This window comes from Neobacillus sp. SuZ13, assembly GCF_030123365.1.
Classification (GTDB): Bacteria; Bacillota; Bacilli; order Bacillales; family Cytobacillaceae; genus Neobacillus.
Genome location: NZ_CP126107.1, coordinates 3648186 through 3673881, shown reverse-complemented (window position 1 = coordinate 3673881; position 25696 = coordinate 3648186). Strand labels below are relative to the sequence as shown.

At 37.2% G+C, this 25696-nt stretch carries 23 protein-coding genes; 18 read left to right on the top strand and 5 right to left on the bottom strand.

Annotation, left to right across the window (positions count from 1 at the left end):
* Positions 1-321 precede the first annotated feature (321 nt).
* Positions 322-867, top strand: a complete 546-nt coding sequence (locus QNH17_RS18015; protein WP_283874042.1) for an HD domain-containing protein — start codon at positions 322-324, stop codon at positions 865-867.
* Positions 868-1000: 133 nt separating this feature from the next.
* On the opposite strand, the gene QNH17_RS18010 is transcribed toward QNH17_RS18015, so the two are convergent.
* On the bottom strand, positions 1001-1381 hold the full coding sequence (locus QNH17_RS18010; protein WP_283874041.1) for a MazG nucleotide pyrophosphohydrolase domain-containing protein: 381 nt from the start codon (positions 1379-1381) through the stop codon (positions 1001-1003).
* Positions 1382-1633: 252 nt separating this feature from the next.
* Here QNH17_RS18010 and QNH17_RS18005 point away from each other — a divergent pair, with 252 nt between their 5' ends.
* From QNH17_RS18005 to QNH17_RS17975, 7 genes are all read left to right on the top strand, one after another.
* Positions 1634-2602 (top strand): MBL fold metallo-hydrolase, encoded by a 969-nt coding sequence (locus QNH17_RS18005; protein ID WP_283874040.1) that lies wholly within the window; start codon positions 1634-1636, stop codon positions 2600-2602.
* A 276-nt stretch (positions 2603-2878) separates the two neighbouring features.
* Positions 2879-3016, top strand: a complete 138-nt coding sequence (locus tag QNH17_RS18000) for a hypothetical protein (RefSeq protein WP_283874038.1) — start codon at positions 2879-2881, stop codon at positions 3014-3016.
* Positions 3017-3561: 545 nt separating this feature from the next.
* Positions 3562-5079 carry a histidine ammonia-lyase gene (gene hutH, locus QNH17_RS17995; RefSeq protein WP_283874036.1) on the top strand — a complete coding sequence of 506 codons (1518 nt, stop codon included), beginning with the start codon at positions 3562-3564 and terminating at the stop codon, positions 5077-5079.
* A 49-nt stretch (positions 5080-5128) separates the two neighbouring features.
* A complete protein-coding gene (locus QNH17_RS17990) occupies positions 5129-6610 on the top strand; it encodes an amino acid permease (protein WP_283874034.1) in 1482 nt (493 codons plus the stop codon).
* A 346-nt stretch (positions 6611-6956) separates the two neighbouring features.
* Positions 6957-8024: an endospore germination permease gene (locus tag QNH17_RS17985; RefSeq protein ID WP_283874032.1), complete on the top strand. Its 1068-nt coding sequence runs from the start codon at positions 6957-6959 to the stop codon at positions 8022-8024.
* Entirely contained in the window at positions 8021-9475 is a 1455-nt protein-coding gene (locus tag QNH17_RS17980; protein WP_283874030.1) for a spore germination protein, read from the top strand. The genes QNH17_RS17985 and QNH17_RS17980 overlap by 4 nt, the downstream gene beginning before the upstream one ends.
* Positions 9476-9481: 6 nt before the next feature.
* Complete coding sequence (locus QNH17_RS17975) at positions 9482-10612, top strand: Ger(x)C family spore germination protein (RefSeq protein WP_283874028.1); 1131 nt, start codon at positions 9482-9484, stop codon at positions 10610-10612.
* Between the two features lie 140 nt (positions 10613-10752).
* Here QNH17_RS17975 and QNH17_RS17970 read toward each other — a convergent pair whose 3' ends face one another.
* On the bottom strand, positions 10753-11382 hold the full coding sequence (locus QNH17_RS17970; RefSeq protein WP_283874026.1) for a class I SAM-dependent methyltransferase: 630 nt from the start codon (positions 11380-11382) through the stop codon (positions 10753-10755).
* A 326-nt stretch (positions 11383-11708) separates the two neighbouring features.
* Between QNH17_RS17970 and QNH17_RS17965 the strand changes: the two genes are divergently transcribed.
* Together QNH17_RS17965 and QNH17_RS17960 are read left to right on the top strand one after the other, a co-directional pair.
* Entirely contained in the window at positions 11709-12515 is an 807-nt protein-coding gene (locus QNH17_RS17965; protein WP_283874024.1) for an RQC domain-containing protein, read from the top strand.
* Between the two features lie 227 nt (positions 12516-12742).
* Positions 12743-14344, top strand: a complete 1602-nt coding sequence (locus QNH17_RS17960) for a glucose PTS transporter subunit IIA (RefSeq protein ID WP_283874022.1) — start codon at positions 12743-12745, stop codon at positions 14342-14344.
* Between the two features lie 65 nt (positions 14345-14409).
* Here QNH17_RS17960 and QNH17_RS17955 read toward each other — a convergent pair whose 3' ends face one another.
* Positions 14410-15426, bottom strand: a complete 1017-nt coding sequence (locus QNH17_RS17955) for a TDT family transporter (protein WP_283874020.1) — start codon at positions 15424-15426, stop codon at positions 14410-14412.
* A 189-nt stretch (positions 15427-15615) separates the two neighbouring features.
* Here QNH17_RS17955 and QNH17_RS17950 point away from each other — a divergent pair, with 189 nt between their 5' ends.
* On the top strand, positions 15616-15951 hold the full coding sequence (locus tag QNH17_RS17950; RefSeq protein WP_283874018.1) for a DUF1904 family protein: 336 nt from the start codon (positions 15616-15618) through the stop codon (positions 15949-15951).
* A 216-nt stretch (positions 15952-16167) separates the two neighbouring features.
* On the opposite strand, the gene QNH17_RS17945 is transcribed toward QNH17_RS17950, so the two are convergent.
* Entirely contained in the window at positions 16168-17037 is an 870-nt protein-coding gene (locus QNH17_RS17945) for an SDR family oxidoreductase (protein WP_283874017.1), read from the bottom strand.
* A 527-nt stretch (positions 17038-17564) separates the two neighbouring features.
* On the opposite strand from QNH17_RS17945, the gene QNH17_RS17940 reads away from it, so the two are divergent.
* The 4 genes from QNH17_RS17940 to QNH17_RS17925 all read left to right on the top strand — a co-directional run bounded on the left by QNH17_RS17940 (position 17565) and on the right by QNH17_RS17925 (position 20259).
* On the top strand, positions 17565-17984 hold the full coding sequence (locus QNH17_RS17940) for an RrF2 family transcriptional regulator (RefSeq protein ID WP_283874016.1): 420 nt from the start codon (positions 17565-17567) through the stop codon (positions 17982-17984).
* 125 nt (positions 17985-18109) lie between these two features.
* Complete coding sequence (locus QNH17_RS17935) at positions 18110-18499, top strand: IDEAL domain-containing protein (protein WP_283874014.1); 390 nt, start codon at positions 18110-18112, stop codon at positions 18497-18499.
* A 264-nt stretch (positions 18500-18763) separates the two neighbouring features.
* A complete protein-coding gene (trxA, locus tag QNH17_RS17930) occupies positions 18764-19078 on the top strand; it encodes a thioredoxin (RefSeq protein WP_283874013.1) in 315 nt (104 codons plus the stop codon).
* Positions 19079-19134: 56 nt separating this feature from the next.
* Complete coding sequence (locus QNH17_RS17925; RefSeq protein WP_283874011.1) at positions 19135-20259, top strand: NADH-dependent flavin oxidoreductase; 1125 nt, start codon at positions 19135-19137, stop codon at positions 20257-20259.
* 250 nt (positions 20260-20509) lie between these two features.
* On the opposite strand, the gene QNH17_RS17920 is transcribed toward QNH17_RS17925, so the two are convergent.
* Complete coding sequence (locus QNH17_RS17920) at positions 20510-21274, bottom strand: DUF3891 family protein (protein ID WP_283874010.1); 765 nt, start codon at positions 21272-21274, stop codon at positions 20510-20512.
* A gap of 418 nt (positions 21275-21692) precedes the next feature.
* Between QNH17_RS17920 and QNH17_RS17915 the strand changes: the two genes are divergently transcribed.
* The 3 genes from QNH17_RS17915 (at position 21693) to QNH17_RS17905 (ending at position 25582) form a co-directional block, all read left to right on the top strand.
* The gene (locus tag QNH17_RS17915) at positions 21693-23060 is read left to right on the top strand and encodes a sigma-54 interaction domain-containing protein (protein ID WP_283874008.1); all 1368 of its coding nucleotides are present in this window, start codon (positions 21693-21695) and stop codon (positions 23058-23060) included.
* A 95-nt stretch (positions 23061-23155) separates the two neighbouring features.
* Positions 23156-24148 (top strand): agmatinase, encoded by a 993-nt coding sequence (speB, locus tag QNH17_RS17910; protein WP_283874007.1) that lies wholly within the window; start codon positions 23156-23158, stop codon positions 24146-24148.
* 39 nt (positions 24149-24187) lie between these two features.
* Positions 24188-25582, top strand: a complete 1395-nt coding sequence (locus QNH17_RS17905) for a purine-cytosine permease family protein (RefSeq protein WP_283874006.1) — start codon at positions 24188-24190, stop codon at positions 25580-25582.
* Positions 25583-25696 lie beyond the last annotated feature (114 nt).

The window sequence follows — 25696 nt, the reverse complement described above, 5'->3', positions numbered from 1 at the left end:
ACATATAGCTTTTTTAGAATAGTAAACAATATAAGTAAATGATCCCTCGTTTGTTCCGAATCAAGGAAGATGGGGGATTATTTTTTTTGTTGCTGTACCTAGCAAGCTGAACGGAACTGGATAGCAATCAGCTATTACCAAACACCTTCAACGGTACTATGAGATTTTTAACGAAAAGGGACATCCTAAAATTATAAATGCAGACATTGGAAGATTTGCTGCATTTCCAAGTAATTTTCTAAAGCTTAAATTAGCTAGCATATGCCGAATCAATATAAAATAAAACTTAATAAAAGTGGAAATCACAAGGAGGAAATCCAGATGAATATCGTTCAAAAAGCAATTAATTTTGCAGCAGTAGCCCATCGAAATCAGACGAGAAAAGCAACAAATATCCCATATATCTCTCATCCTTTTGCCGTGGGGATGCTGTTACAAAAGGAGAAATGTTCGGATTCTGTCATCGCTGCAGGTATTCTTCATGATACCCTTGAAGATACCGATACTAGTTATGAAACATTAGCAGAGCAATTTGGTGAGCATATTGCGAATTTGGTCAGAGCTGCTTCAGAACCTGATAAAACCCTCCCATGGCGTGTAAGAAAACAACATACCATTGATATGTTAAAACATCTATCTATAGAAGAAATACAAGTCATCACTGCTGATAAATTACATAATCTGCAATCCATTAAGGAAGACCGTAAAACGATTGGCGAGATGGTATGGGAGCGTTTTAACCATGGCATGAAAGATCAGCATTGGTATTATGACAGTATTGTAAAAGAATTAGCACCTAGAAAAGAAGAATTTACACTGATACGGGAATTGGAGTTGGAAGTATGCCATGTGTTCGGGTCTCTATAGTTCCCATCACATGATTAAAATACGCACATTCTACTAAGTGAACTGAGGATTATCCTATCTTTAACCGAAAGAAGTCTCTTTCGGTCATTTTTTTGTTTCAATATTGGTGATTATTTGTAATCAAGCTAAATCCTTACCTTACTAACCCGACATCTTTATTTTTTCGGTTCTTTACTTCATCCATTTTTGAATAAAAGCTTTCCTCTAAATCAATTTCAAAGTAATTTGCCATTTTAATAATATAGGCTAAGCAATCAGCAAATTCTTTACCTAAATCCTCCTTGATAGATTCTTTAGCTAAATTAAATGCCGCTTTTTCATCCTTGCCTTTTGATATGTGACTATTTGTCAAATTAAAAGCTTTTCGAAGTTCTTCAGCAACTTCCGCTACTTCTGTTGTTAACAGCATATAGTTATTTAAAAGGGAAGCACGAGTTCTCTCATAATTATCTTTATTAATTTCCCAGTTCATTTCTTCATGATATCCTTTTGCGAATTTCTGTAATTCTTTCACTGCTGCACCTCTTTAAATGTTTATTATCTTAAAATTTCCTAAGTACTAAGTTATATTAATAATTATGAGTTGGTCAAATTAGAAATCTTTCGAAATAGATGACTTCTGTCATTTTTTTATTACAGGAAGTTATTATTAAAGAACCCGGTTAAATCCTAAATGATCGTGGAGTAATTTAGATACAAAAAGTAAACACATATAATATAATTAATGGATGTAAGATTTACTCTATAAGCAGGTGAAGCCCAATAAATGAAAAAATACGAAAATCAATTACCGACAACAATGACGATGGGATGGAAGTCGATGATCAGCATGCTGAGAGATTCTCTCACACGGGCTGCGAATCGGAGACCCAAGGCTGTAATCGATGCGGAAACATTCCTTCCCACTGAGACTCTTTCAATCTCTGATGCTCCACGGGTCACCTGGTTTGGCCACTCGGCTTTTTTTCTCGAAATAGAAGGCAAGAGACTTTTATTTGATCCCATGTTCGGTCCTCGTCCATCCCCTGTTTCGTGGGCAGGTACCAAGAGATACAAAAATAATCTTTTTGTGCAACTGGAGGATTTTCCGACACTCGATGCAATCATTATTTCCCACGATCATTATGATCATCTAGATTACCAATCCATTCGTAAATTAAAGGATAAAGCATCGCGGTTTTTAGTACCGCTCGGTGTTCGTCAGCGTTTAATCAAATGGGGCGTTCCTTCAGAAAAAATTACCGAACATGCTTGGTGGGAGGAGTTGGATTTCAAAGGACTCACACTGGCTTGTACACCGGCAAGACATTTCTCAGGAAGGGGATTATTTGACCGTGATTCTACCATGTGGTGCTCTTGGGTCATTGCAGGCCGGGAGACGAAGATTTACTTTAGTGGAGACAGCGGATATGGTCCTCACTTTAAAGAAATTGGCGAAAAGTATGGCCCGTTTGATTTAACGTTGTTAGAATGCGGGCAATACGACGAGCGATGGTCCAGTATTCATATGATGCCGGAAGAGACGGTACAAGCTCATTTGGATCTTGGTGGACAGCTGTTAATTCCCGTTCATTGGGGTGCGTTTACACTTGCCTTTCATGCGTGGACAGATCCGGTGGAAAGAGTAACAGAAGCGGCATTAAGACACCAGGTCAATATTTCAACACCTAAAATAGGGGAAACAGTCGTGATTACTTCAAAAGATTTTCCAACTAAGCAGTGGTGGAGGATTTAAGTGGCATACCATGGCAATTATTCATTAAGCTTTTTAAAATAATCTGAATATAGATAGAGACGGAATCAATTACTCGTTTGAGGGATCCTTTCTAGAAGATTGGCTGTCTTAAAGAGGCAGCTTTTTTTGTTGTGAAGAAAACTATCTTTGAATGGAAAAAATCTAATTTAAATTAATGAAAAACAAAAGCACTTTGAAAAAATTCATGCACATATTTAAAACATACAGCATATAGTAACTTCTGTGAGAAATTTTTCTAGGAAGGAAGTCGGAACAATGAATAACATTCAATTCAAAACATCAAGGGAAAACGACTGCAAAAATGGAGAGAATGGATACAAAATTGTTGAGATCAAGGTCTCGGATCCAAGTGAAAATTTATTTGCGGTAGTTACGCCTATTAAAAAACAGTAAGAGAGAATCTCTATTTAGTTGAACGGTCCTTTTTAATATACATAGAATGATGGTTTACACGACTAGTCACTATGATATTTATAAAAAGTGAAAAGAAATTCAGATGCAGAGGTTCAGCAGCAAGTGTCTTTTAAAAACTATATATCGCGATCGAAAATAGAGTAGCTCTCGCTGGGGCTACTCTATTCTTGTTTATTATACACGACTTGAACTCATGAAAAGCCTTGAAAATACCTAAATGACAGATTTTGAGGTCAGTCCCCCGTTTAATTTTATGGTTAGTTCCTTTCATTAACTATTGTGCTAAAGTATTATCGTGGTAAAATCTGGAACTTTTGTGTTGACTATTATAATTTACATCACCTATAATTAACATGGTAATAGAATAATAGATTATGAAGAAGGGATGGGAAACGCATGAGGCAGCGTATAAAAATTGTTACATCTTCAAAAATGGGAATAAAAGAGGCTGGACTCCAATTCTAATAGGAATCGGAATCCAGCCTCTTTCTTTATTATACTAAAGTGATAGAGGAGTGGAAGTAATGATAACATTAACAGGTCAAAATTTAACATTGAAACAAATGAAGGAGATTTTATTCGGTAATCAAAAGGTAAGCGCTTCAGAATTGAGTATGGAGGCTGCTAGAAAGAGTCGGGAAGCCGTAGAAAGAATTGTTTCAGAATCAAAAGTAGTCTATGGGATTACAACAGGGTTTGGAAAATTTAGTGACGTCCTTATTGATAAAGATCATGTTCAAGATCTTCAGCTTAATTTAATTCGTTCACATGCTTGCGGCGTAGGTGAGCCATTCCCAGAGGTTGTCGCAAAAGCAATGGTACTTCTTCGTGCTAACGCTCTATTAAAGGGCTATTCTGGAATTAGGCCGCTTGTTATTGAAAGGTTATTAGATTTAGTAAACAAGAATATTATCCCTGTGATTCCGCAGCAAGGTTCCCTTGGAGCGAGCGGAGATTTGGCACCGCTTTCACATTTAGCTTTAGTGCTAATCGGGGAAGGAGAAGTATTTTATAAAGGAAATCGAATGGATTCCCTTGAAGCCTTACAGCAAGAAGGAATTTTCCCAGTAACACTGGAGGCAAAAGAAGGCCTTGCTCTTATCAATGGAACCCAAGCAATGACTGCAATGGGAGTGGTCGGCTATCTAGAAGCAGAACAACTCGCCTACCAAAGTGAGTTAATTTCGTCTATGACCATTGAAGGATTACAAGGGATTATTGATGCCTTTGCTGAAGAGGTTCATATCGCAAGGGGTTATCAACAGCAAATTGATACCGCAGCACGAATCCGAGGTTACTTAAATGATAGCTTATTGACGACGACACAGGGCGAATTGAGAGTACAGGATGCTTATTCACTTCGCTGTATTCCGCAAGTTCATGGTGCCACCTGGCAAGCACTTGATTATGTAAAAGAAAAATTAGAAATCGAGATGAATGCAGCAACAGATAATCCACTAATTTTTGATGATGGTGAAAAAGTCATTTCTGGTGGTAACTTCCATGGTCAGCCAATTGCTTTTGCAATGGATTTTATGAAAATTGCTGTTGCGGAAATGGCAAATATATCTGAGAGACGAATTGAACGGTTAATCAATCCACAGTTAAATGATTTACCGCCATTTTTAAGCCCTGAACCAGGACTACAATCTGGTGCTATGATCATGCAATATGTTGCCGCATCTCTTGTATCAGAAAACAAAACGCTGGCACATCCAGCAAGTGTAGATTCGATTCCTTCTTCAGCAAATCAAGAGGATCATGTAAGTATGGGAACAATCGCATCAAGGCATGCTCATCAAATTATTCAGAATACAAGAAGAGTCCTCGCAATTGAGCTTATTTGTGCAATGCAGGCGGTTGAATACCGTGGAGTTGAAAAAATGGCAAGCCAAACAAAACGGCTTTATGAGAAGGGAAGAGAACTTGTTCCTTCTATTAAAAAGGATCGCATTTTCTCAAAAGATATTGAAAAATCTGCTGAAGGTTTGAAAACAATGAATCTATCAAAATTACTTGAGCAAGTGGAAAGTGTGAAATAAATTTTACCTAACAAATAATAAAATTAAATATTATAAAAAGAGGTGTTATATGCAAAATACGGCACTTAAAGCCCAAGAAACAGTACATGAACACGAGTTTGGCGAACATTTAGAAAGAAAGCTTAAAACACGGCATCTTACTATGATTGCTATCGGGGGAACAATTGGAACAGGGTTATTTTTAGCCAGTGGAACCACGATTCATGATGCTGGTCCTGGTGGAGCTTTAGCTGCCTATATTATCGCAGGAATCATGGTATATTTTATCATGGGCAGTTTAGGAGAAATGGCGGCTTTTATTCCGATTTCAGGTTCTTTTAGTACCTATACCTCAAGGTTTGTCGACCCTGCATTGGGTTTTGCCGTTGGCTGGAACTATTGGTACAATAATGCGATTATTTTTGCTTTGGAATTATCAGCATCGTCATTGATCATGAAATATTGGTTTCCTGATGTCCCAGGTATTATTTGGAGCGCCAGTTTCCTTGTACTAATATTTGGTCTTAACTTTTTATCCGTTAAGGGTTATGGTGAATCAGAATTTTGGTTTTCACTGATTAAAGTTGCAACAATTTTATTATTTATTGTTGTTGGGTTACTCATGATTTTTGGAATTATGAAGGGCCATAGTGGCGGATTTGAAAATTTCACAAAAGGAGAAGCCCCATTTAAAGGCGGCATGTTATCCATATTTAGTGTATTTATGGTGGTGGGATTTGCCTTTCAAGGCACGGAACTCGTCGGGATTACAGCTGGTGAAAGTGAAAATCCTGCGAAAAATTTACCTAAGGCAGTAAAACAGATCTTCTGGAGAATATTATTGTTTTATGTTTTAGCGATTTTTATTATTGGATGTTTAATCAGCTATAGCGACCCAAAATTATTAAGCTCAGATTTAGAGAATATTGCAGTGAGTCCATTTACTTTAGTATTTGAAAATGCAGGTCTTGCCTTTGCGGCGGCTGCCATGAATGCAGTCATCCTTACTTCAGTTCTGTCAGCAGGAAATTCCACTTTATACGCTGCTTCGCGCGTCCTTTGGGTATTGGCGGAAGAAGGAAAAGCTCCGTCATTCTTGAAAAAAGTCAATAAAGGTGGTGTTCCGATTAACGCATTATACATATCAACCCTTGTTGGTATGCTGTGCTTCCTTACCTCCCTTTTTGGTGATGGAACTGTTTATTCTTGGCTATTGAACGCTGCTGGCTTAGCTGGGTATATCTCTTGGTTAAGTATTTCGGTTACCCATTATCGATTCCGGAAAGCTTATGTTGCACAGGGAAGAGATTTCAAAGACCTGCCCTATAAAGCAAAGTGGTTCCCATTAGGTCCTATTTTGGCGACAGTATTATGTTTAATCGCAATGCTTGGAACAAATTACGGGGCATTTATTGGTTCTAAGGTTGACTGGTATGGTGTATTGGTTTCTTATATTGGACTACCTCTATTCTTAATTGGTTATTTAGGCTATAAAAGTATTAACAAAACAAAAATTGTGCCATTAAAAAAGGCCGATTTCAGCAGAGATTAATTGTATATTATTCATCTTTAGCAAAAACACCTTGAGACTTCAAGGTGTTTTTGCTATTTAAAGTTGAGGAGTTTCAGTTGATCAGATAAAAATGATTAGTACTGTATAGCGCCATTCATATTGACATACAGATTTTTTGGGATTGTTTTTTCTGCCAAATATCGAAGTGACCTTTTTAGCTTTGGTTCCAAACGTAACTTTGAAAAGCCTGGGTATTATATTGCGAATGGTAGGTTTCCTTTAATAACAAAATTTAATAATATTTTCCAACAGGGGTAAACTACCAAAAATTGAAAACCGTTGTTTGAACAGACTTTTACCGCTGCATGAAAAGAGGGAAATTGGGTTGAACCAAAAGGTGATTCATTCTACACATATATATTTTCTGCTCATCATGTCCACCGGATTTATGGTCCATGTCTTGCTGCTCCCTGTGATTTTAACCGCATCTAATCGGGACTCGTGGCTCTCTGTAATCGGCAGCGTTGCTCCATTAATCTTTTGGACGGTCATGATTTATTATCTAAATAAAAAGTTTGAGAAAAAAAATATGTTATCTTTGTTATTTTCATTGCATCCCATCATTTCCTATTCGATTCGTATTTTGTTAGGTATATATTTTTTTCTTACAGCCTTTATCACATTCAAGTATACAGGCTTTTGGGCAAAGTTAAATTACACGGCTGACATTCCTGATTTCTTGGCCGTCGTTTCCTTTGCATCCCTTTGCTATTATGCGTCACTGAAAGGAATTAGAACTATTGGGTCCTTAGCAGTTTTCTTTTTGCCTTTGGTTGTGATGTTAGGGTTTCTAGTGGGAATTGGAAATATAAAATATAAGGATTATAGCATGCTGTTCCCCGTTTTTGAACGTGGATATAAAGATTTCTTTTTCGGAATTATGTATGCATGCTCCAGTTCATTTGAAATTATTTATTTTATGTTTATCACTCCCTTTATAAGAGACCGGATCAAAATCAAGCCGCTTATGCTTGTTAGCATCGGCATCTTCTTCCTATCGTTAGGGCCCTTGATGGGAGGAATCGCTATTTATGGTGCGGAGGAGGCAGTAAAGATGAAGGTTCCTGCCTATGAACAATGGAAATTGCTATCAATTGGAGTCAATATCGAACGCCTTGATTTTTTGTCAATTTTTCAGTGGCGCTCAGGGGCATTCATCCGGATCAGTTTAAGTATGTTTCTCGTAAACCAACTATTGAATCGCGGCCAAAAAAAGAGTTGGATTCTTCCTATTCTTTATACGATGCTCATTATCAGTGTGTTAATTCCATGGGATTTCGGTTCCTTTTTTTCAATTTTATATTCCGTTTATTTTCCTGCAAGCCTGGTCTTTCTGCTTTTTATATTTGGGCTGTTGTTCATTCTTAGCCGGATAAAGGGGGATTCTCCGTGAAAAGAAGTAACCTGACGATACTCAAATTGAAAGAGTGGTTCAACGATTCTTCCGATATTGTTGTGCAAACCAAATTCTATCCTAGCAGGATTCTTACCCATTCTCTCGCCTTTTTGTTTTGCCCCAATTTAGTGGACACAAAGGTGATCAACGAAAATATTCTCCCTAACATAAATGAAGCGATGGAAAAAGAGCGAACGCTGAGGATTGAACACATAAACTTTCTACTTGGGGTATCCAAGCTTTCTAATGATGGAAATATCAAGTATGAAATAGAACAAAGGCTTTTTTCTGGAGAATTAGTCATTCTTAATGAGGAAACAAACGATGTATTTTTCATTCCTGTCTCCAATGCACCAAAGAGAAGCCCGGAAGAAACCAATTTGGAATCTTCTGTACGGGGGCCAAGAGACGGCTTTGTTGAAAATATCTCAGATAATATGGCGCTGATCCGTCAACGATTGAAAACATCTACCTTAAAAAGCGTGGATTATACGATTGGAGAAAGAAGCAAAACGAAAATTTTACTACTTTATATAGAGGATATCATCAATCCCTCTATTTTGGATGATGTACAAGGTCGATTAAAATCGTTTACCATCGATGTTTTAAACAGCAGCAATCAATTGGAAGAAATGCTCTATGACAACTCATTTTCCATTTTTCCGTTAATGGATTATGCCGGTAGACCCGATTTAATTGTAGACGCTTTGAATCAAGGGAGATTTGCCATTTTGGTGGATGGAAATCCTAGCTGTTTAATTGGCCCGACAGCTCTAATTCAATTATCGTATTCGCCGGAAGATGTGCACAACAGTTTTTTTTATACTAGTTTCGTTCGTTTACTAAGGTTATCCGCTATAGTCACGACTGTTTTACTGCCGGGCTTTTATATTGCCTTAATCACGCATCAAACCGAGCAGATACCTTATAACTTGCTTGCCACCCTTGCCGCGTCAAGATCGGGACTTCCTTTATCAGGCTCTATGGAAGCGTTTATCATGCTAACATTATTTGAACTATTTAAGGAGGCCGGACTCAGGCTTCCAAAAGCTGTTGGACAAACTGTCGCTGTTTTAGGCGGGTTGATCATCGGAGATGCGGCAATCCGTGCCGGGTTAACGTCTCCGGCCATGCTGGTGGTGATCTCGATTACCGTAATTTCAGGGTATACATTGATCAACCAAAACTTAGGGGGAAATTTGCTTATGATTCGCTATTTCGTTCTTACCCTATCATCCCTTTTTGGAATGTATGGATTCTTTCTTTCCTTTTTCATCATCCTAACACATGCTATTTCGCTTGAGAGTTTCGGGCAGCCCTTTGTCCCTATATTTGCATTTCCAAATATGGCTAACATCTTACAAATGATAATCAAATTACCCCCAAAGCTGTTAAAGAAACGCAATCTTGTTTTTCAACCAAAGGACACAACCAGGCAAAAGGAGTAGCAGTCAATGAGGAACCTGATTTCTTTCATCATCGTAACATGCCTTATATTTCTTTTGACAGGTTGTTTTGGGGCAAAAGAAATCGAAGGCGAGACTTATGTTACCGCTTTGGGAATGGACTATAAAGAGGGAGAATTTAAACTATATATTCAAGGTTTAAATTTTGGGAATATTGCCAAACAAGAAGGAGGTCCCTTAGAACAGCAGCCCATTTTAATCGGGGAAGCGAAAGGAGAAAGTCTCGCGGCAGCAATTGGGTTATTGGAACAACTGACCGCTTTGCCCTTAAATTATGGACATGTTAAAACCATCATACTTAGCGAAAATATCTTGAAAGAAAAAATGGAAGTTGTGATGGATCTAGTAAGTCGTTCGCCATTACTGAGGTACAACATTTTGCTTTTTGGCACAGGAGAGAATCTAAAATCGTTAATGGAAACTCAAAGCTTTTTTAATTATCCACCATTGTTTACGGTCATCCATAGACCAGAAGAGATCATCCATTATAATTATTCACTCCCGATCATTAAATACCATCAATTTACTTCCCGTTTTTCCCGACCGGTTGGAACGACTTTAATCCCGTCGTTAATCATCGACGACACCCATTTTACGGAAGGAAAGAAAAAATCAATCGCCCAGATTAATGGAGAATATGTGTTTTCTAGGCAGCAGTTTACAGGTTGGTTGAGCAAAAAGGACTTTAGCGGATTACGTTGGTTCACTGGAAAAAACCAAGATATGTTTATCCGGCCTGGGAACGAAAACCTATCAGTACGAGTAAGAAACCTTAAAACAAAAATCTTGGTTTTAAAAGGAAAAACCCCTTCATATAAGATCGTGGTAAAAGGGAAGGGACTTCTGATCCAAAATAGCAAAAATAAACAACTAAAAGAAGTGGAAATCGAGATAAATAAAATAATAAAAAACGAAATTTTATCGACTTTAAAGAAAGGTGACCAGCTGAATACAGATGTCTTAAACATTAGTGAGAAATCGTATAAATATTATTTGAACCATTGGAACACCAACACAATTAGAGGATTTAACGAGAAATCGGTAAAACAGATACAGGTCAAGATCAGATTAGAACCGGGGAATTTCAAATATGGAAATGCCAAAAAAGACACGGCATAAAGCTGTGTCTTTTAAATTAGTTTAATCAACTGCATTTGATGTAAACAGAATTTTAGCTATTTTTAGTATGCAGAATCCTAAAATTGCTTAAAAATATTTGTAGCTAAATTATCGTTTTGGGGATTTTTATCCCATTATAATTATAGTACCTTTTGACATTTTACCATTAAAAATTTAAATGGAGGTTTATTTTCCATATTCTTATGTGGCTCAATAATTTCCGAATATTCTATCAATCCGTATTTCCCAAATTCTTGTTTGATCGAGTCAGCATCATAAAAAAACATTTTTATCCCTTCGGTTATCTCGAAGTAGTCTTTACCCAGTTGTTTACCCTTACCAAACATTGGAGCATCTTTTGAAATGGTAGTAAAGATCATATATCCGTTTGGTTTTAACTGATTATAGCAATCTTCAATTAACTTTTCTCTTTCACGATTATTCAATAGGTGAATAAGGGCATAACAAAATATACCATCATAGAGTTTATTATCAAAAGGCATATCGGTAACTGAACCATGAAAAATAGGACTATTAAGCCCATTTTGCCTTGCCAATTCAATCGCTGTTTTTGAAATCTCAATACCTGTTACATTTATACCATTGTCAATAAAAATTTTTGCATTTCTTCCATACCCAATACCGGGAATCAATATTTCCTTAACTTTCTTTTCAAGAAAAAAGTCCGTTGTCATAATTGCGGAGTCTGAAGGTTCAAATCCCCACATCATTTGATTTTTTATAAAACTTGATTCCCAAATTTCTGTCATACCTCAATCTCCTTTTAAATAGCTAAATTATCGTTTAGGGGTATAGTATACCATGCTGGATATTATTAAGGCCTTAATGCCACTGGTATCAAAATCGTTCCCTATAAAACATGATTTTCGTTTTCTTTACAACATTTCTAGTTTCCCCATTAGTATATTAGATATTTCAAATATACCATCAATCAAACTAGAGGTCTGCCCATTTGTCAAACTATGTAAAAGGTTGAATTGTTAAAGGTTATATTTAAGCGAAAGTATTGGTTTTAATCCCATCTTTAGGTGCTATACTTGTAATTAGTTGAGTTATACATAAAAGAGGGATGAAGATGGTTAAAAAAGGAAATCAAGTGGGGTATGCACTAAATCCAAACGGAATTAAGTCATTGCCAGACAGTGAAATTAAAACCATTCTGCGTGGGGCAGACGATTTGATTATGAGTGGCGGCCGGGCAATGCTTGCCAAAATACTTGCAGGATCAAAAGATAAAAAGTTATTGGAACTAGAATTGGACTATAGCCCTGTATACGGGGCATTGAAAGGCATTTCTCAAAAAGAGATCCTCGCAAAAGTAGACTGGCTGATTCTTCATCATTATTTAGCCATCGAGTATGATGGTAGACTTCCAATGCTTGTCTATACGGACAAAGGCTGGGACATTGAACGCGAGACCTATGCAAATGAATTATTGGAAAAGCTTATTGATGCTGCTGAAAATAGAAGATATGAATTTGTTGAAATATTAAAAGATCGGAACCGAAGCTTGATTCTTCTATTATTAGAGAAAATCGCAGATTCAGGCAATAAAGATTTAATCACAATCTTGGAGGCATGGCAAACGATTGAATTTAAAAAAGTTAGGACAAGAATCCAAGAAGTTATTGATATATTGGAGAAAGTAGAAGAAAAACCGAAGAGTGAAGTTATTCTAGAAGTGGTCTCTTTTTCTGCGAATAAAAAATGGCTTTCGATTCCTGTTGAATTCCGGAGAAAATTAGAACGAAATGTTTGGTGCAGTTCTTGTTCTGATGTTGTTAAAATTGAGAAATATACTGTTAAAGAATTTACTGGTGGAATTGTGTTGGAAGGGAAATGTCAAAAGTGTGGTAATGGCGTGGCAAGAGTTATTGACTAAGTGGATGGGATAAATTACCAGAATTATTCTATGAGATTGGTTTTCTCGAACTATATACTATTCACCCCTATCCAATTAAGGATTGGGGTTTTTTTGTTTGTATTTTACTAAAGATGATTTTCTTTCCGTATATGGACAGGCATTTTGAAGAAAATAAGGAAAAATATGTGTTCGATAATTATGGATAAGAATATCATTGTACACTTTTCAAACAAGGAGAACTAAAAATGAATCCGATTCAGACGAATGATGCTTCTACAGAAAAAAAAGAAACGGTCATGAATAAAATTTTAGGAACAGTCAGCGGAAGCTTTGCACCTATTCTAGGGGTACTTGCTGGATCTGGACTAATTTCAGCTTTATTATCGATTTTAACAACAGTTGGATGGTTATCACATGAGAGTGGTGCCTATGCCATTCTTGCAGCAACCGGGCATGCTATTTTTTACTTCTTCCCCGTTTTTCTAGGGATTACTCTGGCGACAAAGCTCGGAGCCAATGGTTATGTCGGCGGGGCGATCGGGGCCGCACTTTTAGAACCTCATTATACCGATTTAGTGGCATCAAAAGCCCAAAACGTGGATTTCTTTGGGATTCCAGTGATATTGGCGAATTATTCTTCCACCGTTTTTCCAATCTTAATTGCTGTTTCCATTTATTCTTTATTAAATAAATTTTTGAAAAAAGTGATTTATAAGGACTTACAAATGTTTATCAATCCACTTATTTCATTAATTGTGATTGTTCCCTTGACCGTCCTTGTTTTTGGTCCATTTGGCACCTATGTTGGCGAGGCATTGGCTGTCTTTATTCAATTTTTAAGTGCAAGAAGCGGCATCCTAACAGGTGCGGTGATGGGAGCTGCATGGTCATTTCTGACGATATTAGGCCTCCACTGGGCTGTTATTCCAATTTTCCTTGCTAATCTAGCAAAGTCTGGCTTGGATCCACTTAGTCCTATGGTAGCTGCAGCTCCTTTTGCTCAAATTGGGATGGGTCTTGGGGTATTCTTCAAAACAAGAGATAAGGACTTGAAAACGCTCGCTGGATCAGGGCTTGTTCCGGGTGCGTTAGCAGGTACAACAGAAATCATCACTTATGGTATATTAGTTCGCTACAAACGAACCATGTTGATTGTTGCCATAGCTGGGGCTATTGGCGGTGCGATTAATGGGGCATTTGGTATAAAGGGGACTGGATTTGCTCTCCCAAGTTTCTTGTCTATTCCGGTGTTTACACCGGTCGGTTTCTATTTAATTGGTACAGGAACGGCTTTAGTTTTAGCGTTGGTTCTTACCCTTGTATTAGGATATGAAAGTAAAAGCGATGCACTTGCCGCAAAAACGGTTAAAGAATTTGGATTTGTGAATGTACAACGAGAAACAATTTCTAGCCCATTAAGCGGGGAAGTTGTGCCATTAAGCAAAATTTCAGATCCTCTATTTTCAACTGAAACGGTAGGAAAGGGAATTGCCATTGAACCATCAAAGGGGGAAGTGGTTTCACCTGTTGATGGAGTTGTAACAACTTTATTTCCAACGGAGCATGCAATTGGAATTACATCAGAAGATGGAGCTGAAATCTTAATTATTGTGGGAGTGAATACGATTAATCTGAAAGGTCAATATTTCACTTCCCATGTAAAACAATGGGATACCGTGAAAAGGGGTGACTTGCTGATTGAATTTGACATTGAAAACATAAAAGCTGCAGGCTATGATGTAAAAACTCCTGTAGTCATCACCAATACCAATCAGTATTTAGATGTTGTCCCAGCTAATGTTGGTAGCGTTCAAGCGACTGATGAATTAATCAGGCTTATTGTATAAAATTAGTTGCCTGCCACTCAAATGGCAGCCAAAAAAAAATAGGCAAAACGAAGTAAGCTCCCCAATTAAAATGGAGAGCTTACTTCGTTTTCATTAGCAATTTGTCTCGATAATTGTTTATTAGCTTTTATGAGATCACTAACACAAAGCATTAGTTCAAACATTAGAAGAATGATGACTACCCATACGCCATCATTTAAGATTGTATCGATCACGATAGATCCAATAAATAAGTGTGTATGGATAAGGGATGTAAAAGTATAAAACATGGCAAAAGTAAATACTCTACTCCACTGCGTAACATCATAAATAAAGATCGCATTTTTAAAGCCCAAGTGTTTAACCCGTTTATAAAGCCTGTAAATTTCAATAGATTCAACCGCTATGAAAATAAGAAGGGCTGCTCTCCAAATCCATCTTATGGTATCAATACTAATGATGCCTGTAACTAAACAAGCAATCCCGGAAATAGACAAAGCCCCATGTAAAATGCAGTTCGTATTGTTCCAATCCAATTCAATTGACCAAGTATTTTTTATGTATCTAATCAAAATAAAGAAAACACAAACGAGATAAAAACAAAATCCTATGACTAGTAAGGATAGGTTAAAGATGTCCGGAAATTTTTTGAAAACAGTGTTAAGTAAAAGGACAATCGATTGTGTGCTAACAGTAGTAAGAAGAAGAATTCCATGGACATTTCGATATGATTTTGTCCTGAAAATTTCTATAAAAGTTTTTAAACTGACGCCAACATAAATAATCCACAAGATGATGTTAATAAAAGCAATAATGACCGATATAAAGCCCCATTGGAAGAATTGTTTATAAAATAAGATGCCGCTGATGGATGTGCCTGCAACCCATGTGCCAATCCCAAAACGATTGATTCGATTGGAATAATGGATGTCTTTAAATCTTCCATCCAGACTGGCAATGATCAGAGAAAGAATAAAGGCAAACCAAAGGGATAGGTTAAGAATGCTTAGAATTTTTCCGAATATGTGTTGGAAGAACTGGATTCCAAAATAATTTAATAGAACACCTTGCGTAACAATCCCAATTGCCATAACCATGGCCATGGTTGAAGTTCTAATATAAAGTTTTTTGAAAGTGAAAAATAAAGTAATACAAACCATGAGGAAAATCAATATCAATAAATAAACCACATTTATCACCATTACTGTAGTAGTATAAACAAGTATACCATCAATATTTCCAGAGGTCTGCACATTTGTTCAGACTAAATTTTCGGTACGGGAGTGATTTGTATGCCACATATAATTATTAGAGGAGTTTCAGTAGATCAGGTAAAAACGATTAGTACATCATTAGTAAAAGACTTGGCAGATTTATGTGCATGTGGAACGGATAATTTCACCTTAGAAATCGTCCAATCAACTTATGTATTTGATGGAAATGAAGTGCCTGGATACCCATTAATTGAAGTAAAATGGTTCGAACGGGGTCAGGAAATTCAAGACCAATTTGCCAACATTGTAACAAACCATATTCAAGCACTCGGAATCCCAGAGGTAGAAGTCGCTTTCAGTACATTCCTGGAGTCCGCTTATTATCTGAACGGAAAGAGTTTTGCTTCTTTGTGAATCTAAAGTTTTGTCTAAAAAATAAATTAGCAGATTGTATAGATTAACATAATATTATTATGTTAACTGATTTTGATTTGAATGACATTTTTTTAGAACGTTTCATTTAGAGCCTGTCCCCCCGCGCTTAACTTTAGTGTGATGGGGGACAGGTACAAATATACGACTAGGCACTTGGGCTGTATACCTATTATTAAACCTCTTTAAGAAACCTACCTACCCATTAACGACTTTTCCACCATTTACATGCAGAATTTGACCAGAAACATAAGATGAATCAGCATTTGATGCAAGGTATACATATGCAGGAGCAACTTCTTCCGGTTGTCCTGGGCGTTTCATCGGTGTGTCCTGTCCAAATTTACTTACTTCTTCTGCGGTAAAAGTAGAAGGGATAAGTGGTGTCCAAATTGGTCCTGGAGCGACTCCATTTACTCTGATTCCTTTTTCCGCAAGCTGAGAGGCAAGAGACCTTGTAAAGGTTGTAATCGCACCTTTTGTAGAAGAATAGTCAAGCAGCTTTGGATGTCCTTGATAGGCAGTAATAGACGTCGAATTAATAATCGCACTTCCAGGCTTAAGATGAGGCAACGCGGCTCTTGTTAAATGAAACATTGAAAAAATGTTTGTCCGGAATGTCTTTTCTAGCTGTTCTGTTTCAATGTCCATAATGCTTTCTTGAGGATGCTGTTCAGCCGCATTATTCACAAGGATATCAATTCCCCCTAGCTCATCAACTGTTTGTTGTACAGCTTCTTGACAGAATTGTTCATCACCGATGTCTCCTGCAATTAATAGGCATCTACCACCTTCCTCCTCAACCAGCTGTTTGGTTTCTAAGGCATCATTGTCCTCGTTTAAATAAACAATCGCCACATTTGCACCTTCCTTCGCGAAAGCTATTGATACAGACCGCCCAATTCCACTGTCACCACCGGTAATAATGGCATTCTTTCCCTGTAGCTTGTTACTTCCTTTGTAGTTCGGATTTTGTGTTTCCGGAAGTGGCTTCATATCCTTTTCAATTCCTGGTTGCTGTTTTTGTTCTTGTGCAGGTAATTTGCTTGGGTACTGTTCATTGTTCATTTGATATTACCTCCAATTAATTTGGGATAATAATGCAGTACCCATTCAACAAAGAGAATAAACTATAAATCTACAACCATGTTGTATTTGAAAAAAATGTAGAAAATTCAAATAAAATGGAAAACGAAAAATGTTAAAATGCTCGAGTGAACGGGAATGATAAAAGTATTAGTAAAATCAAATGCATCTCAGATGAATATTGTTACAAAAAAAGTTGTTTAAAAACTTCTTAAATCAAAACAATACTCTAATGGGGGAATGAAAAATGAAAATCCATAAACCTGAATGGCTTTCATTAAGTAAAGAAATAAAAGTGAAACTTATTCGTTTAGCCATATTGGAAAACCAGAGGAGAAACTCATCACAATGAGTAGCAAAAGAAATATAGGAGACCTTCCTTAGCAGGCCAGTAATGTGGTTATTTATATGGACTATAGTGGAATTATTAATTTTGAGTTATTTTATGTTGACATTATAAACTGTAAATAATAAAATTACATTAATCTTCTTGAGGAGGAAGCATTAAAGTGAATAGTGATTTTACGATAGCCGTCCATAGTTTAGTCTATCTAGCATATTTACCAGATCATATGGCTAGCAGTGAGTCAATCGCTACTAATGTTTGTACAAATGCGGCACGGATTCGCAAGATCATGAGCTGTTTGCGCAATCATGGATTTGTTAAGACAAAAGAAGGTATTGGTGGAGGCTATATTCTCGACTGTAATTCTAAAGAGGTATCATTGGCAGATATTTATCGTACCGTTTCACGCGGAAGCCTAAAACCAAACTGGTGCACAGGTGATCCTGAGCAAAAATGTGTTATCTCGTCTAATACCCAGGTGGTCATGGACCAGATTTTCAATGATGCTGAATTGTATTTTGAAAAATATTTAGAGAATATTACACTTAGTACTGTTTTAGAAAAAATTAAACATTGTCCATGATTTAGTTTTTTCTTTTATTCATACTGTATATTATTTTATTACAGTATAATAAGATGTTGGATATAAACTTTTTTTAAAAACCAAACTGTAACTTTTTTTATAACATTTAAGGGGTGTAGATGACAATGACCGACAATTATCGATTTGAAAATGGGGATTGGATACAGGGTATATCCAGAGATGGAGAACTGATCCACGGGTATGTTGAAACCGTAGACACTACCAAAGGAATGTTACAAATAAATGTGGTTGATAGTGACAATAAAAAAGCGATCGGAAAATCAATTTGGATCGCAAATAAACGGGCTGAAAAGCTGCCCGAGACAACTGGTAGAAATGAAAGTGAGCTTTTAGCTTTAATAGATTTGGCTTTACTATTTAAAGATGAGCAGTGGTTTAGGGAATTATCGGCGAAATTAGTATCTACTAAAAAAAATCATGAAGTGCCGCCTACCAAAAAATCTGAATTTCTAATCAGTGGAAACAGAATGAGGAATTTTGATATGAAAAGGTAATTTTCATATATATGTCAGAGTGAACAATTAAGTTTTTTTAAAAATAAGCCTGTGTTAAAGGACAATTTTGATTTTGGCGCTTTGTTGACCTTCGTTCCAGGCACGAAGACTCCTGCGGGAGTACGGGGCAGGGGAGACCCCGCAGGAGCAAAGCGACGAGGAGGCTCCCCGGCACGCCCGCGGAAAGCGAAGTGCCTGGAACGGAAATCAACAGACAAGTTTAACACAGCCTAAAATAAAAAAATTAAAATGGAGGAAAAAATAATGGCAATTTTACACGTAACAGATCAAACTTTTGCTGCAGAAATGAAAGAGGGATTGGTGTTAGTGGATTTTTGGGCTCCATGGTGCGGGCCTTGTAAAATGATTGCACCTGTGTTGGAGGAAATCGATTTTGAAATTGGTGATAAAGTTGGGATTCTCAAACTGAATGTGGATGAGAACCCAGAAACAACGAGATCATATGGTGTTATGAGCATTCCAACGTTGATTCTTTTCAAAGACGGTGTTGAAGTAGATAAGGTTATCGGCTTCCAACCAAAAGAAGCTTTAACAGAATTAATTTTAAAACACTCTTAATTTATATAGCTTTTTTGCCTATATAACTTAAATGAACACACAGGAGGAGTAAAGACATGAAGAATGAAAAATATGCACCATTATTTGAGTCATTTACGATAGGAAAGGGGATTCACTTAAAAAACCGAATTGTCATGGCACCGATGACCAATTTCTCATCAAATCCTGACGACACTGTCTCAGATGCGGAAGTCAAGTATTATCAACGACGTGCAAAAGGAGTGGGAATGGTCATTACAGCATGTACCTATGTGACCAGGAATGGTAAAGGATTTCAGGGTGAATTTGGTGGAGACCGGGATGAAATGATCCCAAGTTTGAGTCGACTAGCATCAGCTATTAAAGAGCAGGGTGCGAAAGCAATTTTGCAAATTTTTCATGGCGGCCGTCAGGTTCCACCTGAATTAGTGAATGGTGACGTGGTAAGTGCTAGTGCAGTTCCTTCAGAAGGTGAAGGAAAACCCGTTCCCCGCGCATTAACTGAAACAGAGGTCGAATCTATTATTCGCGATTTTGGAGAAACCACTCGACGAGCCATTGAAGCAGGTTATGATGGAGTTGAAATACATGGTGCCAATGGATACCTGATTCAGCAATTCTTTTCCCCTCATTCTAACCGTCGGGATGACCGTTGGGGCGGCACGCTTGAAAAACGGTTAACTTTTCCATTGGCGATTGTGGATGAAGTAAAGAGAGTGGTTGCTGAATATGCGAAGGAGCCTTTCTTGGTTGGGTATCGTTTTTCCCCGGAGGAACCTGAAACACCTGGAATCACGATGGCTGACACACTAGCACTAATAGATTCACTTGCAGAAAAAGACCTAGATTATCTTCATGTTTCATTGCTGGATTTCCGGTCAACCCCTAAACGAGGAGTGGAGGATACACGTTCACGTATTGAAATCATTCAGGAACGTGTAGGTGACCGAGTTCCAGTCATCGGTGTCGGTTCGATATATACAGCGGATGATGCCTTAAACGCATTGGAAACGGGAGTCCCATTAATCGCATTGGGACGTGAACTGATCATTGATCCTGAGTGGGTGCAAAAAGTGGAACAAGGTAGAGAATCTGAAATTGTCACCAAAATAAACAAGAATCATCAGCACGAACTGGAAGTTCCAGATCCCCTGTGGCAGGCAATTATTCATTCGCCAGGATGGTTTCCGGGAGTAGAATAGATTAGTTAAATACTTTAACAAGAAGGAAACTCCCTCAGTTAAAAGAAGGGGTTTCCTTCTTATTTTGATTAAAATTCACTAAAAAAGGAATCCCATGAATACAACGATATGAAGCCACGGGGTCTTGATCTTAGTGGCTTTTCACATTGTCTTGTAATATAAAATACATAGAAGTGGTCAAAAATGGGGGGCCGAACAGGCAGGATGTGTTGATAGGGGAGGAAAATAGATTCTCCTTTTTAGTTTTCTCCTATTTAAACTCTATCCTCCTAATAGTAACAGGGGTGTCCTTGTAAGCCTGTAAGATGCCGTGCTCCTCTATTTGGTCTTTTTTTACAGCCCGATAAGGCAGTTTTACTTCAAATTCACTTTTTAGAGGGGAGAAGGAGAGCGAAACCGTTTCTTGGTTTTTCCAATGAGCAACAATGGGTTTGTCCGTAACAAAAGGAAATAACTGTGGAAATCCATTTCTGAAAAAGGGATGTATCCTGTTATTATTTCCAGGTTCATTTAAACAAATATACAGGGAAAGATAATCGCAAAATTTTAATAGATCTAAATGGTACATTAAAGTTTCATTCTTTTTCTCGTCTCCCACTATTTGCAATTCCTTTAATAGTTGCTCCTGTCTTTGCTTTTCTTCATTCCAAAATTCCCTGACTGTGGGTTCTGTTGCATCCTGAATGAATGATGAATAATGTAAACTGCATAACAGTCCAGCATACTTGCTCATCTTTTCAACTTCATTCAACCCGTTTTTATAAAAAGATATTTTAAGCATGATTGGGTAGTCGATAAAAGAGTACGGCTTTTCCGTTTTATCATTCCATACAGGAGACTTGTCCAGGTCTATCCAGCCTCTGTCATGTTCTTGGATTGCCAGTTGCACTTCTTGGGTTCGTGTAAGATCAAAATAATAATCATCTTTACAGTTTCGGGCGATTTCCCCTGCAATTTTGGCGTGATCATTCTGAGTTACCATAACATAGCTTTGTTCTCTATCCATAATAATCATTTTCGATCATCCTTTCTTTGCAAAACTTCACCAGTTTGTATTTCTCTTGTTTTATATTTACCACTCTTCCGGCAAATTTAATCAATTAATCTTAGTATTGACTGATATTAGCCCGACAAAATATAGTGTACCAATCGCAAAACAAACAGCCATCGCAAGTTTGATGACTGTTTGTTTTGGTTCTTTTTTACATTTTATCAACCAAAATAATTATAGTGGCCTGATTTAGTTGTAAAGAACTTTGACATTAAATGAATGTGCCTGCCCCCGAAGAGTAAAGCGTTACTCCAATCGGGGTCAGGCACTTCATATGTTCAATCATTTTAAAATCCACTTAAATGATGAATAATATTTAAAATAGTTTGAATTGTTAGTCATTTTTGATTATGATTAAATCAAAAATGACTAGGTGATGAAAATGAATAAAAGCATGGATGATTCGATTCTTTTAAACCATATTTTAGAACATTCATTCGATGAAATCTTTATTGCGGATGCAACGGGAATGGTTTTATATGCAAGTCAATCTACTGAAACAGTCTTTGGTATTCCGTGTGAGCAAATCGTTAATCATAATATTTTCGAACTTGAACAGCAAGGACTTTTTTCTCCTTCAGTCATTGCAAGCGTGCTAAGAACTAACAAGGAAGTAACGCTAATTCAAGAAACAAATCATAATAGAAAACTAATCATCTCCGGATATCCGATTTATGATCAATCGGGAATAATAATAGGTGCTACGAGTTTTTCAAGGGATATTACTGAATTTGAGTCCTTACGCAAAGAAAATGAGCAGGTAGCAAGAGCATTACTTAAATTTCAAGAAGAAAATGAAAAATTACGAAAACAGGCAACTCAGCAATTCTTCATAGGTAATGAAAAAATGGAAAAAGTCTTTGAAGTTGTGTCAAAGGTAGCAGATATAAACATTACTGTATTACTCGAGGGTGAATCGGGGGTTGGTAAAAACCATATAGCATATAAAATTCATCAATTGTCATCAAGGAAGGCTGAACCCTTCATTGAAGTAAATTGTGGTGCAATACCTGAATCTTTATTTGAATCAGAGCTTTTCGGGTACGAGGATGGAGCATTTACCGGGTCCAAAAAAGGGGGTAAGAAGGGGTATTTTGAAGTGGCAGGAAAGGGAACTCTTTTTCTAGATGAAATTGGTGAACTGCCCTTGAATCTACAAGTAAAACTATTATCGGTTTTGCAAAATCAAACCTTAATGAGAATTGGGGGAACTAAAAAAATTGAAGTGAATTGCAGAATTATTTGTGCTACCAATCAGAACTTAGAAAAGATGATCAAAGAAAGGAAATTTAGAGAAGATCTTTATTATCGAATCAATGTCGTAAAAGTAGAGATTCCACCGCTAAGGGAACGAAAGGAAGAAATCATTCCACTAATTTACGAGATTACTGAACAGTTGAATCGTAAATATCAATTGAATACATATTTTACCCCAACAATGGCTGCTTGGCTTAGCCAGCAAAATTGGCCGGGAAATGTCAGAGAATTACGAAACTATATTGAAAAGAAGATGATCACATCTAGTGGGAACGAAATAGATCTTGATTGGCGTGAAGAGGAAACAAAAAGGGGTTCCTTAACCCAGTCAACAAAAGAAATTCCATTAAACGATTATATAGAAACACTAGAAAAGGAGTATATTGTACGAATGTATCAGAAATATCCCAGTAGCATTAAACTTGCAGAAATATTGGGAATCAGCCAATCTACTGCAAATCGGAAAATACTAAAATATGTGGAGCAAAGGTAGTCGTTTTTGACTATAACGCTCTCTTAAACGCTGTCTTTATTAGTTGGCATGAAAATTGCAATCTTTAATAATAGAAAACTAAAGGAGGCAATTTTATGTCAAATCAGGATGAAAAGCAATTTTTAAATTTACCTTTTACTGGTATCTGTACTTTTGGTAAATATCCGGTTTGTTCAGATATGAATCAACTAGATGCGGATGTAGCTGTTATTGGAGTTCCAAATGATATGGGTACTCAATGGAAATCTGGAGCAAGGATGGGTCCAAGGGGGATCCGCGAAGGATCTACACTATACAGTTTTGGATTAAATGGTGCTTACGATATTGAAAAAGATATTACGTATTTGGGGCCAAGATGGAAAGTAGTCGATTGCGGCGATGTAGACATGGTTCATGGAGATATGATGCAATGTCATGAAAACACAGAAGAAGCCATTAGAAAGATTGTTTCAAAAGGAGCAATGCCGGTTGTATTAGGCGGAGATCACTCCATTACCATTCCAGTCGGTAAAGCTTTAGAGGAGTTAGGACCTTTTCATGTTATTCAAATCGATGCACATTTGGATTGGGCGGATCATCGTTCCGGGCAAAGGTATGGGCATGGAAGCTGTATCCGTCGTTTATCTGAAATGGACCATGTACAGAAAATTTTCCAATTTGGAATTCGAGGAATTTCCAGCAGTTTGAAGGAAGATGTGGATGCAGCACGAGAATATGGAAGCGTTATCCTATCACCACGCCAAATTAGGAAAATGGGAATTGAAAGTGTGATAGAACTACTTCCGGAAGGAGAAAAATACTATATTACCCTAGATATTGATGGTTTGGATCCTTCCGTAGCACCTGGAACAGGTACCCCTTCACCAGGAGGATTTATTTACGATGAAGTAAATGAATTACTTGAAGGAATAGCTAAAAGAGGAAAAGTGATTGGCTTTGATTTGGTCGAAGTAGCACCGCCATATGATTCAGCTGGAATGACCGGTCAAGTAGGTGCACGACTTGCATTGGATTTACTCAGCTTTGTTTTAAAGGAAAAAGAGAACATAGATGATCGCAAGTTGAATAAGGAAGAAGTTCACTCCTAAGATAAGTCACCAAAATAATATATTTCAGGGGGCAGATCTATGAAAATTGAGACGAGAAGTATTGAGTACATTCCAGCCAATGAACGTCATGGAAAGCCAAGAGGATTGTTTTCAGTTTGGTTTGCTGCAAATATGCATATTACCACACTTGTGACAGGTTCCCTATGTGTCACTTTTGGCTTAAATCTTTTTTGGAGTGTTGTAGCTATTATCCTTGGTAATTTAATAGGAGCTATTTTTATGGCTTCACATTCTGCTCAAGGACCTAAACTCGGTATCCCCCAAATGATTCAAAGCCGTGCACAATTCGGTGTTATTGGTGCCGTGATTCCCTTAATTCTAGTTATTTTCATGTACTTGGGTTTTTTTGCAAGCAGTGGTTTGTTAGGGGCACAAGTATTGAGCAGTGCCTTAGACCTTAATTTAACTTTAAGTATCATTGTCCTTAATATCATCACCTTTATCGTGACAATCATCGGCCATGATCTTATTCATAAAATGCAAAAGTATTTGACATGGGTGTTCTTTCTTGTTTTCATAGCTGCTACGTTTATTGTCTTCCAATTACCCGTTCCACCAGGAAGCTGGTCTCCAGCTGAGTTCAATTTACCAGTCTTTATGTTAAGTGTTAGTGTAGTAGCAACTTGGCAGATCTCATATGCACCATATGTCGCTGACTATTCAAGGTATTTGCCCATTGATACCAATTACTCAAAAACCTATTGGTATACGTATGCAGGGACTGTTTTAGGCACGGTTTGGATGATGGTTTTAGGAGTCTTATTGACTACTGCCATTCCGAATTTCCTAAGTAATGCCGGCACGAATCTCGCTAATCAGTTTGGAAGTTTTTCGTTTCTTTTAATCGCTGTTATCATCCTAGGTCAGTTCTCTATCAATGTTTTTAATTTATATGGCGCCTTTATGTCAACCATATCTACTGTTGAGCCTTTTTCAAAAATAAAAGTAACCCCAAAAGTAAGGATGTCTTTTATCTTAGGAATTGGAACAGTTGGAACTTTTCTGGCTATTTTGGGTCAGGGAAATTTCTTGTCCAATTTTGTCAACTTTATCTTATTTATTAGTTACTTTTTAATTCCATGGACAGCCATTAACCTCATTGATTTTTACGTCCTGCGTCACGGGGAGTATAGTATTAAAGATATTTTTGATTTAAATGGAAAGTACGGAAAAGTAAACAAAATCACTGCAATATCGTTTCTCGTTTCTATTATCGCCGAGGTGCCATTTATGAACACCTCTTTCTATGTAGGAGCTGGTGCGAAAGCAATGGAGGGCGCCGATATAGCCTGGATATTAGGATTGGTGGTTCCATCCGTACTCTATTATGTAATGATGAAAAGAAAATTGCGGGATGCGGACCAGGTACCAATCCCGTATGAAGAGAGTAAAATTAGTTTAGTAAGGAAGTAGAAAATAGATTTTTTTTAAAGGGGTAGGGAGGGGGACTACATGTCCTTTCCTATCTCTTTTTCACTAGAGTTCAGAATTACCGAAATTACCTTAATTAAATCTTTGGATCTGCAC